This window comes from Granulicella aggregans, assembly GCF_014203275.1.
GTDB lineage: Bacteria > Acidobacteriota > Terriglobia > Terriglobales > Acidobacteriaceae > Edaphobacter.
The window spans coordinates 236158-249685 of the sequence record NZ_JACHIP010000005.1; the positions used below are offsets into that span (position 1 = coordinate 236158).

Below are 13528 nucleotides of genomic sequence, written 5' to 3' on the forward strand. Positions count from 1 at the left end.
CCATGAGCTTGCCTACACGTCTGCGTTCGTTTGTTCGGTCCCTGGTTCACCGCTCCACGCTTGAGAACGAGATGAAATCTGAAGTGTGGTTTCATGTGGAGAGTCGCGCTGCTGATCTTGAGGCTGCGGGGCTCACCCGGTCTCAGGCGCTGCGACAAGCGAAGGTAGAGTTCGGCCCGGTGGCGACGCACACGGATGGTATGAGACAGGCGCTGGGGCTGCGCTGGTTCGATGAGCTGCGTGGAGACCTGTTGTATTCGGCGCGGATGTTTCGGCGCACACCAGGATTTGCACTGGTGGCTATTGCCTCGCTGGCATTGGGCATTGGAGCGAATACGGTGATCTTCACGCTGGCGAAAGGCGTGCTCTTGGACCGGCTAGCAGTAAGGAAGCCGGGAGAGCTTCGGCTGTTTGCCATCTTGCTGGACAAGAAGAGTCCGGTCCACAGCGTCTGGGGTAGCTTCTTCAGAAACCCAGATGGGCGCACGTACACCAGCTCTTTTTCATATCCTGCATATCAACTGCTGCGGCAGCAGAACCAGGCGCATCCGGTGATCGGCGACCTCTTTGCCTTCAAGGATCCCCGGCGAATGACCATCTCGGTCGACGGCCACGCCGACGTCGTTAGCCCCGAGGTCGTGTCGGGAAACTACTATGAGCAGCTGGGAGTGCATGCTTCGCTTGGCCGCGCGATTAAGCCGAGCGACGATGCAGTTCCGGGAGCCGGAGCGGTCGCGGTCATCAGCGACGGGCTATGGAGCCGCATGTTCGGAAGATCGCCCTTGGTGATTGGCAAGACGATCGAGTTGAACCTGATTCCGGTCACCATTGTCGGGGTGAACCCGCCGGATTTCACAGGGGCTGCGATCGTTCAATCCTCACCTGACGTGTTTCTGCCGTTGAGTATGCAGCCTGTTCTATTTCCGACGGGCAAGGCATCTCTGCTGTCGAATAAAGATAATTGGTGGCTGCAGGTGATGGCGCGCACGAAGCCAGGCGTAAAGGACAGCGAAGCACGCGCCGCGATCTCGGTCTGGCTCGAGCAGGACATACGAGCGACGATGAAGGTTGGCAAGGATGACCAGATGCCGACCTTCGTCTTGAGCGACGGCAGCCAGGGAATGGCGAGCCTGAATCGTACCTTCAAGCAGCCGATTTTTGTGTTGCTGGCGATGACAGCGCTGGTTCTTCTACTGGCGTCGGCGAATCTTGCCAACCTGCTATTGGCACGGTCATCGTCGCGGCAGCGCGAGCTTGCCGTGCGCATGGCGCTCGGGGCCACGCGTGCGCGTGTAATGCGCCAGGTGCTGACTGAGAGCCTGTTGCTCTCGTCGCTCGGAGGCACGGCGGGGCTGATGTTGGGATATCTGTGTCGCAGTGCGATTCCACATCTGCTCACATCCGCATGGGATCCCACAAAGCTAAATACGCGCTTCGATCTCAAGATATTCGCGTTCACGGCGGCGCTCTCGATTCTGACCGGTGTCCTGTTCGGGATTGGGCCAGCATGGAAGGCGACCAGGACCGAGGTCAATACCGGGCTGAAGGAATCGAGCGCAGCCAGTACACGGCGGCGGAAGGGGCTCGCCGGTCCCGCTCTGGTTGTCTTCCAGGTGGCGCTCTCGATGCTGCTGGTGGCCGGTGGAGGACTTTTTGCGCGAACGCTGGTCAATCTCAGCAAGGCGGAGATCGGCTTTGATCCATCGGGGATTCTCCTGTTCGATGTGCAGGCTCCGGAGGCCCGCTATCCCAAGCCCAGAGACATCACGCTGCACGCGAGGATTGAAGAACAGATTGCGGCGGTGCCTGGGGTTCAGTCGGTTACGTTGACGCAACTACCGATGCTTGCGAGCAGCATGTCGAATACAGACTTCGTTCCTACGGACCAGCCGAAGCCCGCCGAAGGGACTGCTGTCGCCAATGTGAACGAGGTTGGGCGGACTTTCTTTTCCACGTTCCGCATCCCCATACTTTATGGCCGAGGCTTCGGAGCGACCGATACGACGACTTCGCCGGCGGTGGCCGTCGTCAACGAGGCAATCGTCAAGCGGTTCTATCCAAACCAGAACCCGATTGGCAGGACGTTCAAAGGAGACAACGACAAGGTCTACCAGATCGTCGGAGTGTCGCGTGATTCCAAGTACACGGACCTTCGCGAGACCATCGATCCTACCTTCTACATTCTCTACAATCAGTCCGCGGAAGACTCGGAGATGACCTATGCGGTGAAGACTTCTATCCCAACCACGGATCTACTGCCTCGGCTACGCGCGGCGGTGCAGTTGATCGATCGCGATCTGCCGTTGCGCGACATCCGCACCCAGCAGGAGCAAATCGACGCGACCATCAGCCAAGAGCGACTCTTTGCGACATTGACTGGAGCTTTCGGCTTGCTGGCACTGACGCTGGCCTGCATCGGCATCTACGGCATCATGGCTTACGATGTGGCGCGACGGACGAATGAGATCGGCGTGCGGATGGCGCTGGGAGCGCGCGCGGGAATGGTGCTTCGGATGATTCTGCGGGAGAGCATATGGATGGCTGTCGCTGGGATCGCGCTGGGTGTGGCGGGGGCGTTTGGGCTGACGCGATTTGTGTCAACCATGCTGTATGGGTTGAAGGCGATGGACGCCGCCACGATGATCGGTGCGGCGGCTGTGCTCTTTGTTGTGGCGATTGCTGCGGGATATGGCCCGGCGAGGAGGGCTTCGCGGATCGATCCGATTGTGGCGCTACGGCACGAGTAGAGGGAGAAATCTCACATCTCAAATCGAGATGTGCGGCACCCAGGCGATTGCGAAAGCACGCCTCCAACTTTGTCGAAGGATGACAAGCAACGTCGATGCTTCAGAAGTGAGTGGGAAGGCCTGCGGAATTTGCGGGTGTCCCACTCATCGCGGTGAGACTGCGATGAGTGGGACACGGAGTCTAAAAGGGCCAAAAGATTGGGCTACGGACGGCGTTGCTTTAGCCGACCAGATGGCCCATCTTTTCGCGCTTTACCTGAAGATACTTTTCGAAGGTGGGTTCGCTGGGGACGTCGGCGGAGATGCGCTCGACGACGTCGATGCCAGCCTCAACGAGGGCTTCGACCTTTTCAGGATTGTTGGTCATCAGGCGGACGGCTTTTACGCCGAGGAGCTTGAGCATCTCGGCAGGGAGTTCGAACTGGCGGCAGTCGGCCTTGAAGCCGAGTTCGAGGTTCGCCTCGATGGTGTCGCGGCCGCGGTCCTGGAGCTCATAGGCGCGGAGCTTGGCCATAAGGCCGATTCCCCGCCCTTCCTGTTGCTCGTAGAGGAGGATGCCTGCGCCTTTGTCGGCGATAGTGGCGAGGGCGAGTTCGAGCTGCTGGCGACAGTCGCAGCGCAGGGAGTGGAAGACGTCTCCGGTGAGGCACTGCGAGTGGATACGGACGATCGGCGGCTCGGAGTGGACATCGCCCATGACGAGAGCGACGGCGGACTCGACACGCTTCAGCGGTGCGGCAATCTCGGAGTTACAGCTCTCGGGGTGATCGATGATGCCTTCGAAGCCGTAGATCCGGAAGTGTCCCCAGCGGGTAGGAAAGTCGGCGTTGGCAACCTGGCGGACGGACTCAAACGGCATTCTGCGATTATACGTTTCTGTAGGCACACACTTTGGATGGCTCGGGTGGATGGTTCGATGCAGCAACCGTTGTGGCACGGCGGGCAAGGCACTTACAGAGGCTTCACGTAGACGAACGCGTCGGTCGCGGCTTCCCGGTAGAAGTTTTCCTCGGTGGCGATCTGCTGATATCCCTGTCGCTGGTAAAAGGCGATGGCGGAGGTATTGTCGACAGCTACATGCAGGCCGATGCTGTGGAGTCCGCCAGCGCTGACCTGCACTTCGGCTTCCTGCAGAAGCTTTGCGCCAATGCCCTCGTGGCGGGCTGATGGAGCGACGTCAATGGTGATGATGTAAGCGTAGCGGTTGCGGCCCTTGCGTTCGATGTGGACGATAACAAAGCCCAGCATGGCATCGCCTTCATCGCTGATGACGACAACTATCGCGTTGGGGGCCTCGGCGACCTCCTGCATCATCTCGCGATCGAACTGGTAGGGCGGGGTGAAACAGGCGATGTCGAGCTGGAACATGGCCTCGACATCACCCACACGATATCCACGAATCCGCATGGCGGCCCCGGGCTACACCGAGATGGTGAAGGAGTCTTCGCTGCGAGTAACAGCGCGATAGAGCGTATCGCGCTCAAAGGGTACGCGACCAGCTTCCGTGATGATACGGATGAGGTCGGAGCGACGCATGCCCTGCGGTGTGGTGGCGCCGGCGTCATGGTAGATCTTCTCCTCGATGACGGTTCCGTCGACGTCGTCGGCACCGAAACGCAAGGCGAGCTGCGCGATCTGCGGCGTCATCATCTGCCAGTAGGCCTTGATGTGGCTGAAGTTGTCGAGCATCAGGCGACCAACGGCGATCTGGCGGATGTCGAGCATGCCCGTAGTGCGCGGGATGTGGCCGAGCACGGTGTTGTCCGGGTGGAAGGCGAGCGGGATAAAAGTCTGGAAGCCGCCGGTGTCGTCCTGCACTTCGCGCAGGCGTAGCATGTGGTCGACGCGGTCTTCGTCGTTCTCTACGTGGCCATAGAGCATGGTCGCGTTCGAGCGAAGGCCCATCTTGTGGGCAGTGCGGGCGGTCTCCAGCCACTCGCCACCATCGATCTTGTGGTCGCAGATAATGTGGCGGACGCGGTCGGCGAAGATCTCCGCGCCGCCGCCGGGCATCGAATCCACACCGGCGTCCTTCATCTGCTGGATGGCCTCGGGGATGGTCATCTTGCCGCGCTTGGCGAGGAAGGCGATCTCGACCATGGTGAAGGCCTTGACGTGGACTTGAGGGAAGCGGACTTTAAGGCCGCGGACGAGGTCCATGAAGTATTCGAAGGGGAGATCGGGGTGAAGGCCGCCGACAATGTGGAACTCGGTGACAGCTTCGGTCAGTCCGGTGCCGGCTGTCTCCCAGGCCTCTTCGAGGGCCATGGTGTAGGTTCCGGCGTCGCCCTTTTTTTTGCCGAAGGCGCAGAGGCGGCAGGAAGCGACACAGACGTTGGTCGGATTAATGTGCCGGTTTACGTTGAAGTAGGCGAGGTCGCCGTGAAGCTTCTCGCGGACGGAGTTGGCGAGCCAGCCCACGGCGAGAATGTCGCCTGAGCGATAGAGTGCGACGCCGTCGTCGAAGTTCAGCCGCTGACCGGCCTGGACCTTTTCGGCGATAGGCCAGAGAGCCTTGTCGCCTGTTTGAAAGGAGTGCCTCGCTTGCGATCTCGTTCCTGCGTAAGCCATAGCTCTATTCTAGCGCCGTTGCTTTACTTCGATTGCACCATGACGGGCTGAAGTACCATGCCATCGAACATCGTTGCGCCAATCAGGTTTTCCCCGACTGGGCGAAGGAAGCGCATGTTCCATCCCGTCTCCCAGTGTTTGACGGATTTGTCGGGGAGGTGGATGGAGTAGGCAATGGTCGAGGCTCCATTCCCCGTCAGGACGAGGCGCGAGCCACGGCTATCGAAGAAGAGGCTGTTCACGTCGCTGGTGCGAATGCGGTCGAACGGGGCAAAGCTTGCTCCGTTGTCGGTGGAGAGGAAGAGGCCTTCGCGACCACCAACCCAGATTTCTCCGGTGTCGTCGACAGCGACCGAGCCGATCTGGCTCAGGCCAGAGGGGGTTACGATGGACTTCCACGTGCGGCCGGAGTCGACGGAGATGGCCATGGACTTGAGGCTGGAGGCGACGGCGATGGATTGAGCGCTCGCGAGGTAGCGCCATGAATCGGGCGCAAGGGTAGTGACGCGTTGCCAACCCTTGGCGGGGTCTGTTGTGGAGTACATGCCTTCTGCCGTGATCGCGCAGAGCTCCTCGTCGATGCGGGTCAGGGCGAGGACGGCTGACTCGATTCTCGTACCGGTGGCTCGTACGGCTGGCGCTGTGGCGCGATGAGAAGCCGGTGCGGGACGCTTTCCGTGGGTCGTCGGGGCAGGTGTTTCTTTCTCGCGAGCTGGCGCGTGTGATGCGGCAACAACGATGTTGCCGGCGGGCTGCCATGAAAACTGCTTCGGATCGTAGCCGTAGAGGCCGCGCTCCGTTCCGGCGACGAAGGTACCGTTGGCAGCTTCTCCAAGGCTGAGGACGTCGTGGCCGTCGAGCCCTTCGGCTCGCTGTTGCCAGGTGAGGCCGCCATTCGCGCTGTAGAAGGCGCCGCCCCAGACTTTGTCATTGACGACGCCGATGAAGATCTCGGCGGGGCGGTGGATGTCGGAGATCATCGCGGTGACCTGGCGAGAGGAGAAGCCAACATTCGAGGGCGCGAAACTGACGCCGCCATCGTTGCTGGCGAGAACTCCGCCGCGATCGATCGCCATCATCACTCGTTTTGAGTTTGTGGGATCGACGTAGACATCGTTGACGATGTTGTCAGCGCTGGTCGCTTGCATCCAGTGCGAGCCGGAGTCGTCGGTACGGTAGAGTCCTTCGGTTGTTCCTGCGAAGACGGTGGAGAGGCGAAGCGGGTCCTGCATCAGGACGCGGGTGCGGCGAGCAGTCGAAGGAATGCCCTGAATCTTGGCGAACTTTTCGCCGCCGTTGTCACTCTTGTAGATACCGGAGCAAGCGCTAGCGTAGACGGTCTGCGGCTGTTTGGGGTCGACGATGATCGAAAAGACGTCAGAGTCTTCGATGATTCCCTGCTTAATGTTGTGCCAGTTCGCGCCGCCGTCGGTCGTCTTCCAGGGAAGGTGCCAAGTCCCGGCGTAGATGATCTGGGGATTTCCGGGGTCAATTGCGATTGACTCAACCTCGTGAATCTCGGTGCTCCCGGCCGGGCTGATGAGCGACCAGCGCTGGCCGCCGTCGGTAGAGCGAAAGACTCCCTTGAGAGTTCCGGCAACGAGCGTCTTCGAGTCGGACGGGGCCATGGCGAGGGCCAGAATAGACTGGTGGTCCATGTCCTTGATGTTGGACCAGGTTGCTCCTGCGTCAATGCTGATGAACAGGCCGCCGTCGGTGCTGCCGAGCACCCAAGTCCCCACGATGATGCGCTTCGAGTCGGAGGGGTCGACGATGATGCTATCGAGGACCAGGTCATCGCGCTTGCCAACTCGCGCCAATCGCTGCCAGCTCTGGCCTCCGTTGTGGGTGTCGTAGATCCAGCCGTTGGCTGTGCCGAGATAGAGGTGATTGTGGTCGCGAGGATCAGCACCGAAAGCTCGAGCGTCGCCACCATCCGGGCCGAAGGGGAACCAGTCGATGGCATAGCCCTTGATGGGAAGAAGAGTGAGGCAGAGCAGCAGAGAGAAGCGGAGGCGTTGAAGGATCAATTGGGAACCCATCTGTAAGTCGAGACACTCGAAGTGCTGAAATCTGTGCCGCAGGTGCATCGTAAATGCGCTTCGCACGGGTGAAACGTGCGTAGTTCGTGTGGATCAGACCGCCTTCAGCACAAAAGCTGACTGGAGGTTCCCAGTCAGCCTTTGTACCGCGGTGGGTTGCGAGGTTACTTCTTGTGAACGATGTGCTTTACCTTCTTCTCAACCTTTTTGAACAAGCTCTCGTCAACCGGTGTGGCACCGGCCGAGTCGTAGGTTGCTCCAGCAGGGATGAGGGTCGTGGTTGCAGTCTTGGAGTCGGTGGTTCCTGTGTAGAGAGTTACACGCGATCCATCGATGCCCTTCTCGGTGACAAGGTAGTCCTTCGCGTTGATTGCACGCTCAGCAGCACTCTTGTCGAGCTTCTTGGACTTCATCTCCTTGGCATCTTCGTTGCCAACTATCGCAACCTTCGCATCGGTGGAACGCTGCAAGCTGAGAGCGATCGTGTCGAGGCAGGCCTTGGCTTCGTTGTCGACACGGACCGGACGCTTGGTGTCACGCTCGAAGCTGATCGAGCAGAGAGCCGAGGTCGTGGGTGCCGGAGGCGGCGGGGGAGCAGAGACCGAAACCGAGGTGGTTGCCGATGCAGTCTGTCCCTTGTCGTCTACAACGTTGCAAGTGACGGTGATGGTTCCAGGAGCCGCGCCAGACGTCGACAGGGTTGCCGTAGAGCTGCTGCCGCTGATCGAACCAGCCGTGGAGCTGTAGCTGTAGGTCAGGGGGCGGTTCTGGGGGCTGTTACCGGTAGCGGTGATGGTCGAGGAGTCGCCAGGGGCCAAGGTGGTCGGGCTAGCCGAGCACGAAATGGTCGGCGGCTCGAATGCCTTCACGGTGAAGCTGCCCGTGCAGTCTGCCATCTCGCCGGGCTTGGAGCCTTCGGAGACGTGACCCTTCACGTTGTAGGTCCCAGGAGCAAGCGTCTTGGTGTCGATATTGCCGGTGCTCGAAGTTCCCGAGACGGTAACGCCGGAGTCGCCAGACCAGGTGTAGGTAGCAGTCTTCTTCGGGTTTAGGTTGGTCGGGGTTCCGGTCACGGTGACAGGGTCGCCGGGATATACAGCTGCGGGCGACACTGCGCAGGCGTAGGTCACAGGCGGAGGTGGAATGACGTGGCCGAAGTGCATCACGATACCGGTGTTCAGGTCGATCGCATTGATGTTCGCACGGCCGCCGCCAACACCCGGGGTCGGAGCTGCATTGTAAGGACCGAAGTCTGCGTGAACGTAGCGGTAATCAGCCTCAAAAAGGCGGAGCGAGAAGCGGTTGTTGAAGTACGGAATGTCGTAGTCCATACCACCGCCGGCGGTCAGGCCAACTCCCCACTGGTATGGGTTGTGCGAGAAACCGGCTGCCGAATCGTCATTCGGCCCGAGAAGGTCCGCGCCACCGGCGAGGCCGTGAGCGAAGACGGTGAAGTTCTGCATCGGAGCGCGGAAGATCGGACCGGCGGAGACAGTGTAGAGGCTGTCGTTGTTTCCATCCGGATGGGCTACGAAGACGACTTCGCCGCCCACATACTTGTTGAAGTAGTAGGCAACGCTGCCGATGGCACCGTAGTTATCGGAGCTGTACTGCACTCCCGAGGGGTTGAGTGGGCTGTGCGTGCCAAAGTACGAGTACCCCGCAAACACATCCACACGCGAGGGATTGGGCCCCATCGGGGCTGCAGTCTGTGCATTGAGGCTTACAGCCCCGATGCTGACTGCGCAGGCAGCCAGTGCGAACCGACCGATATTACGAAACGAGCGATGAACCATTCGACTATCCTCCGCGGAATTCTTACCAAATTGCAGGCTCTGCTGATTGAAGCCTGTGCAATGTCGTTGAAAATAAAGTGTACCGCAGTAAACCGTCCTTCCGGACCGATTCTGCCGCAAGCTAACCACATGTACTCTACCAACGATTCTCCGGACTACGCCTCCAGAAAAAATCGCCTCGTGCCTTTACAGTAATCGTGTTACGCCTGGGAATCAGGATTTGTTTCAAGAATACAAGCTTGCAGTTCAGCAACAATCCTTACCAATGAAACTCAGGCAAGGTTCAAAGTCTTCTTCACTGTACCCTTCTCGTGCTGAATCTTCTCCTGAAGTAGAGTGATGGCGTAGAGAAGCTGTTCGGGCCGTGGCGGGCATCCCGGAACGTAAATATCAACCGGGATCACCTGGTTGACACCCTGGAGAAGAGCGTAGTTGTTGAACACCCCTCCTGAGGTAGCGCAGGCACCCATCGAGATTACCCACTTGGGTTCAGGCATCTGCTCGTAGAGACGGCGGATGACCGGAGCCATCTTCTGCGAGACGCGACCGGCAATGATCATCAGGTCGCTCTGCCGGGGCGAGGGGCGGAAGACCTCCGCACCAAATCGCGCGATGTCGTACCGCGACCCGCCCATGGACATCATCTCGATGGCGCAGCACGCAAGGCCAAAGGTCATTGGCCAGATCGAGTTCTTGCGCACCCAGTTGATCGCTGCATCCATCGAAGCCAGCACGATGCCGTCAGGCTGATCGTAACCCCAGCTTACCTCTTCAAGCTTCTGCTGATTCTTGCCAAAACTATCGAGGGTGCCAAAGAAATAGCGGTCGTTCTTCTGGGAGGAGGCGGTGGCTTGGCCACCGGACGCGATCTGATCTGCTGGATTGCTCATGCTGTTGAGTATAAAACCTGTGTCACCACAAAGTTAGTTGAATCTTGGACTAATCCTTATGGATGTCGCAAAAGGGCAAAAAGTTGGCCCGATGGAAAATCTCTCCTGCGGTTGCCTAGCAGTATCTGCGGCGGGTTTGACTCCTTCGTCAGGCGCGACCCCGGTGGCGCAGCGGCTAGCGCCCTCGCTCTTCGATCGCATCGAACAGCGCCTGACGCAACGCCTGTTCCTCCGCTGGGTTTAGTTTGGCCTGCTTCCGCGTGATGTAAAAGACGTCGATGGCGGTCTCACCTTCGGTATCGACGAGGGCTACGTCAACGTTACATTCGTGCGCAGCCAGGGTGAGGCTCAGAGCTCGCAGGAGGCCGGGCGTGTCCTGCGCCACCACCTGAAGCAGGGTGCTGAGCGAGGAGGCATGGTCGTCGAAGTCAATCTGTGGCGCGACAACCATCAGGGGCGGCTTGCGTCTTCCGCGGCGACGGCCATGCAGCAGCGTCTCTACCGGAACTGCACCGGTGACGACGTCGTGGACACTTTGCACAAACCGCTCCCGCTCGGAGACATTCATCTCGAGCGTGCGGAAGGCATCGGTGAAGCGGAAGCTGTCGACTACGACCCCCTGGCGGTTCGAGAAGGCGTCGGCCGTAATGATGTTCATACCCCACGCGGCCAGAGCTCCCGCCATGTTTGCGAAGAGGAGCGGTCGGTCAGGCGTAACCAAAGTGATCTCGTTCACACCGGGAGAGTAGGTGAAATCGAGCTGCACCGGGTCGTCAGAGAAGCGGGCGGAGAGTTCAAAGTGAGCACGGACCTGCTCCGGCGTTCTGGTGCTGAGATAGCGCGCGGGCAGGCCTTCGAGGAACTGCTCGACCTGGAGTTTTTGCTTCGGGATCATCGCGGTGACGCGGAGAATCTGCTCCCGCTCGCGGCCGGTGTTGACGCGCTCTTCGTCGAGATTGCGCTCAAGATAGTTCGAAGTGGCAAGGTAGAGACGCCACAGGTTCTCCGCCTTCCACGGGGTAAGAGCGTCGGGATGCACGGCCTGGATGTCGGCGTAGGTGAAGAGGGTTAGCATTCGCAGCGCTTCTGGAGTCTGGACCTTGGCGGCAAATCCTCGGACGGTATCGGTGTCGAAGATGTCGCGGCGTAGCGCGGCGGACATCTCCAAGTGGCCGCCAATCAGTCTGAGGACGAGGTTGCTTTCATATCCGTCGAGCTCAAGCCGGGAGAGGACATTCTGCGCCATGCGGACGGACTCCACGGCGTGATCGCCGTTGCTGCGGCCCTTGCCCGTGTCGTGCAGCAACGCGACTAGGTAGAGCAGCCCCGGCTGCTGAAGGTCGCGGAGAAGCTGGCCGAAGCGAGCCGACCACTCCGCCATGGGATGATGCGCAGCCGGAGTTGGAGTAGCTGGCTGCGTGGGTGCCGGCTGGACCTCGAGTTCGTGGAGCGAGTCGATGAGAACGAAGGTGTGCTCGTCGACGGTGTACCGGTGGTATGCGTCCCGGATGACCAAGGCATCGATGCCGTGGAACTCCGGGATGAGAAGTTCAAGAATGCCGAGGGCGTGCATCGATCGAAGCGCGTTCCCGGCAAAGTGTCCGGTGAGGAGAATCTCCAGATGCCGCCACAGAGCGGGCCCCTCTTCGAGGTCGGCTGAAAGTAGAGGGAGAGCAAGCGAGAGCCGCTGCTCTGCTTCGATCCCGAGCCGAAAACCGGACTCCGCCATGGCGCCGAACATTCGAAGGACAGTATCGGGATCGTTTGCAGGATCCGGCCGGCCGTGGGTGGAGTCGGCATCCGAGGCGGCTTCATCGAAGATCATGGAACCGCGGACTACGCGGAATCCCTGCCGGTCAGACTTCTGTCGCTTGCGCGCGGATACGCTGTTCTTCATCTCCACCAGCTTTGCCAGGCGGGAGGGCGGCTTTGGAGAAGGGGCCAGGTCGATCATCTGGACAGTGTTTCGCTCCACAACGCGGGCGTTGCGGAAGTAGAGCCGCATCCAGTAGGCAGCATCGGGGCTGGGCAGACCTCTGCGATTCAGGCCGACCGCCGCTGCCGCCGCAGCGTCCTGGGCCTGCCAGTCTAGGGTGTTGTCGTCGCGCTCATGCCGGAAGTGAAGGAAGCAGCGCAGCAACTGGAGAAAGGCTATCGCCTCCTGAAACTCCTGACCGTTGGCACCGGCATCGAAGATTGACTCGGAGTTGGCAGCCAGACCTACACCCGAGCCTCGCCCGCCCGAAAGAAGCCTGGAGATCCAGCCGCAGACATGGACGTCGCGCAGGCCTCCGGGGCACTCTTTTATGTTCGGTTCAAGATGAAAAAGGGTGCCGCCGTACTTGGCATGCCGGCCCTGGGTGATTTCAACAAGGCGGCGCAGGATCGCATCGCGATCGCGGTCGAACATCTTCGCCAGCGCCTGGCTCTGCAGTCTTTCGTGAAGTGCAGTATCTCCACCTAGGAAACGCTGGTCGAGCAGGGCGAGCGCGAACTCGGTATTCTCCGGGTCGAAGCGTTCGCACTCTGTCAATCTGCGGGTCTGCGGAGACAGCCTCAGGCCACAGTCCCAGAGTGACTGACTCATGCGCCGAATCGCGGGCTTCACTGCCGACTCAAAGACCTTAACGGCGAGCTTCGGTTCGACAAGGAACATCAGATCAACATCAGAGTAAGGAAAGAGTTCGCTACGGCCGTATCCGCCCGTAGCTACGAGCGCGACATTACGGAGAAGCTGTGGCTCAGCGGCGCACGCCTCCTGCCACAGCGAAGCGACGAGGGCATCGACCGCGTCGGAGCGCGCAAGTACGGTGGCAGCACCGGCGGCGCCTGCCTCGAACGCAGACACAATCTCCAGCATTCGCCGCCGGTAGGCTTCGCGTCTGCCGCCATCGCCTGAAACAGTAAGATCATTGGCCATAGGAGTCGTAGATGCCGGCTCAAAACTCCCTTAAACGTTCGTTTCCCGCTAGTGTCGAGCCGGTACCCGAGCGAGTAGAACACACCGTAGCAGATACACTACACCGGAGATCCGGCACAGCGGATGTCTTTTGTAAATGCCTTCGTCTACAGAGCTATATCGCCGCGTTCGTCGTTGCGGATACGAATAGCCTCGTCAATCTTCGAGACGAAGATCTTGCCATCACCGATCGTGCCAGTGCGCGCGGCCGTGATGATGGCCTGAATCGCGAGTTCCGCCCGTTCATCGCTGGTGACAAGCTCCAGCTTCACCTTCGGCAAGAGGTCGACCGAATACTCGCGCCCGCGATAAAACTCCGTGTGGCCCTTCTGCCGGCCGTGTCCACGAGCCTCGAAGATCGTCATCCCTTCGATCCCCATCTCAACCAGGGCGTCTTTCACAGCGTCCAGCTTCGATGGCTGGATGATTGCCTCAATCTTTGTCATTTGCTCTCCATCCTTAAAGTAGACGAAACCTTCGCCTCGCGCCGAGCGCAGACGATGTTTAACTCTGTTTCAGGGTA

The 13528-nt window shown here is 59.9% G+C and carries 9 protein-coding genes; 1 reads left to right on the top strand and 8 read right to left on the bottom strand.

Annotated features, from left to right (window positions below):
• Window positions 1-2 precede the first annotated feature (2 nt).
• Entirely contained in the window at window positions 3-2747 is a 2745-nt protein-coding gene (locus tag HDF16_RS18345; protein ID WP_184219878.1) for an ABC transporter permease, read from the top strand.
• 220 nt (window positions 2748-2967) lie between these two features.
• On the opposite strand, the gene ribA is transcribed toward HDF16_RS18345, so the two are convergent.
• The 8 genes from ribA to HDF16_RS18385 form a co-directional block, all read right to left on the bottom strand.
• Window positions 2968-3606, bottom strand: a complete 639-nt coding sequence (gene ribA / locus HDF16_RS18350) for a GTP cyclohydrolase II (protein ID WP_184219881.1) — start codon at window positions 3604-3606, stop codon at window positions 2968-2970.
• Window positions 3607-3698: 92 nt separating this feature from the next.
• Window positions 3699-4154 (bottom strand): GNAT family N-acetyltransferase, encoded by a 456-nt coding sequence (locus tag HDF16_RS18355; protein ID WP_184219884.1) that lies wholly within the window; start codon window positions 4152-4154, stop codon window positions 3699-3701.
• Window positions 4155-4166: 12 nt separating this feature from the next.
• Complete coding sequence (gene mqnE / locus HDF16_RS18360) at window positions 4167-5318, bottom strand: aminofutalosine synthase MqnE (RefSeq protein WP_184219888.1); 1152 nt, start codon at window positions 5316-5318, stop codon at window positions 4167-4169.
• 23 nt (window positions 5319-5341) lie between these two features.
• Window positions 5342-7360, bottom strand: coding sequence for a WD40/YVTN/BNR-like repeat-containing protein (locus HDF16_RS18365; protein ID WP_221312879.1), 2019 nt, complete (start codon window positions 7358-7360; stop codon window positions 5342-5344).
• A 164-nt stretch (window positions 7361-7524) separates the two neighbouring features.
• Window positions 7525-9156, bottom strand: a complete 1632-nt coding sequence (locus tag HDF16_RS18370; RefSeq protein ID WP_184219891.1) for an OmpA family protein — start codon at window positions 9154-9156, stop codon at window positions 7525-7527.
• Between the two features lie 272 nt (window positions 9157-9428).
• Window positions 9429-10046: an NADH-quinone oxidoreductase subunit B gene (locus HDF16_RS18375; RefSeq protein WP_184219894.1), complete on the bottom strand. Its 618-nt coding sequence runs from the start codon at window positions 10044-10046 to the stop codon at window positions 9429-9431.
• 175 nt (window positions 10047-10221) lie between these two features.
• Entirely contained in the window at window positions 10222-12966 is a 2745-nt protein-coding gene (gene glnD / locus HDF16_RS18380) for a [protein-PII] uridylyltransferase (protein WP_246409289.1), read from the bottom strand.
• 146 nt (window positions 12967-13112) lie between these two features.
• On the bottom strand, window positions 13113-13451 hold the full coding sequence (locus HDF16_RS18385; RefSeq protein ID WP_184219897.1) for a P-II family nitrogen regulator: 339 nt from the start codon (window positions 13449-13451) through the stop codon (window positions 13113-13115).
• Between the last annotated feature and the right edge of the window lie 77 nt (window positions 13452-13528).

Excerpts from the sequence above, each read along its gene's own strand:
- ribA (WP_184219881.1), bottom strand. The coding sequence starts at position 3,606 with ATGCCGTTTGAGTCCGTCCGCCAGGTTGCCAACGCCGACTTTCCTACC.
- mqnE (WP_184219888.1), bottom strand. The coding sequence starts at position 5,318 with ATGGCTTACGCAGGAACGAGATCGCAAGCGAGGCACTCCTTTCAAACA.
- HDF16_RS18345 (WP_184219878.1), top strand. The coding sequence starts at position 3 with ATGAGCTTGCCTACACGTCTGCGTTCGTTTGTTCGGTCCCTGGTTCAC.
- HDF16_RS18365 (WP_221312879.1), bottom strand. The coding sequence starts at position 7,360 with ATGGGTTCCCAATTGATCCTTCAACGCCTCCGCTTCTCTCTGCTGCTC.
- HDF16_RS18355 (WP_184219884.1), bottom strand. The coding sequence starts at position 4,154 with ATGCGGATTCGTGGATATCGTGTGGGTGATGTCGAGGCCATGTTCCAG.
- glnD (WP_246409289.1), bottom strand. The coding sequence starts at position 12,966 with ATGGCCAATGATCTTACTGTTTCAGGCGATGGCGGCAGACGCGAAGCC.
- HDF16_RS18370 (WP_184219891.1), bottom strand. The coding sequence starts at position 9,156 with ATGGTTCATCGCTCGTTTCGTAATATCGGTCGGTTCGCACTGGCTGCC.
- HDF16_RS18385 (WP_184219897.1), bottom strand. The coding sequence starts at position 13,451 with ATGACAAAGATTGAGGCAATCATCCAGCCATCGAAGCTGGACGCTGTG.
- HDF16_RS18375 (WP_184219894.1), bottom strand. The coding sequence starts at position 10,046 with ATGAGCAATCCAGCAGATCAGATCGCGTCCGGTGGCCAAGCCACCGCC.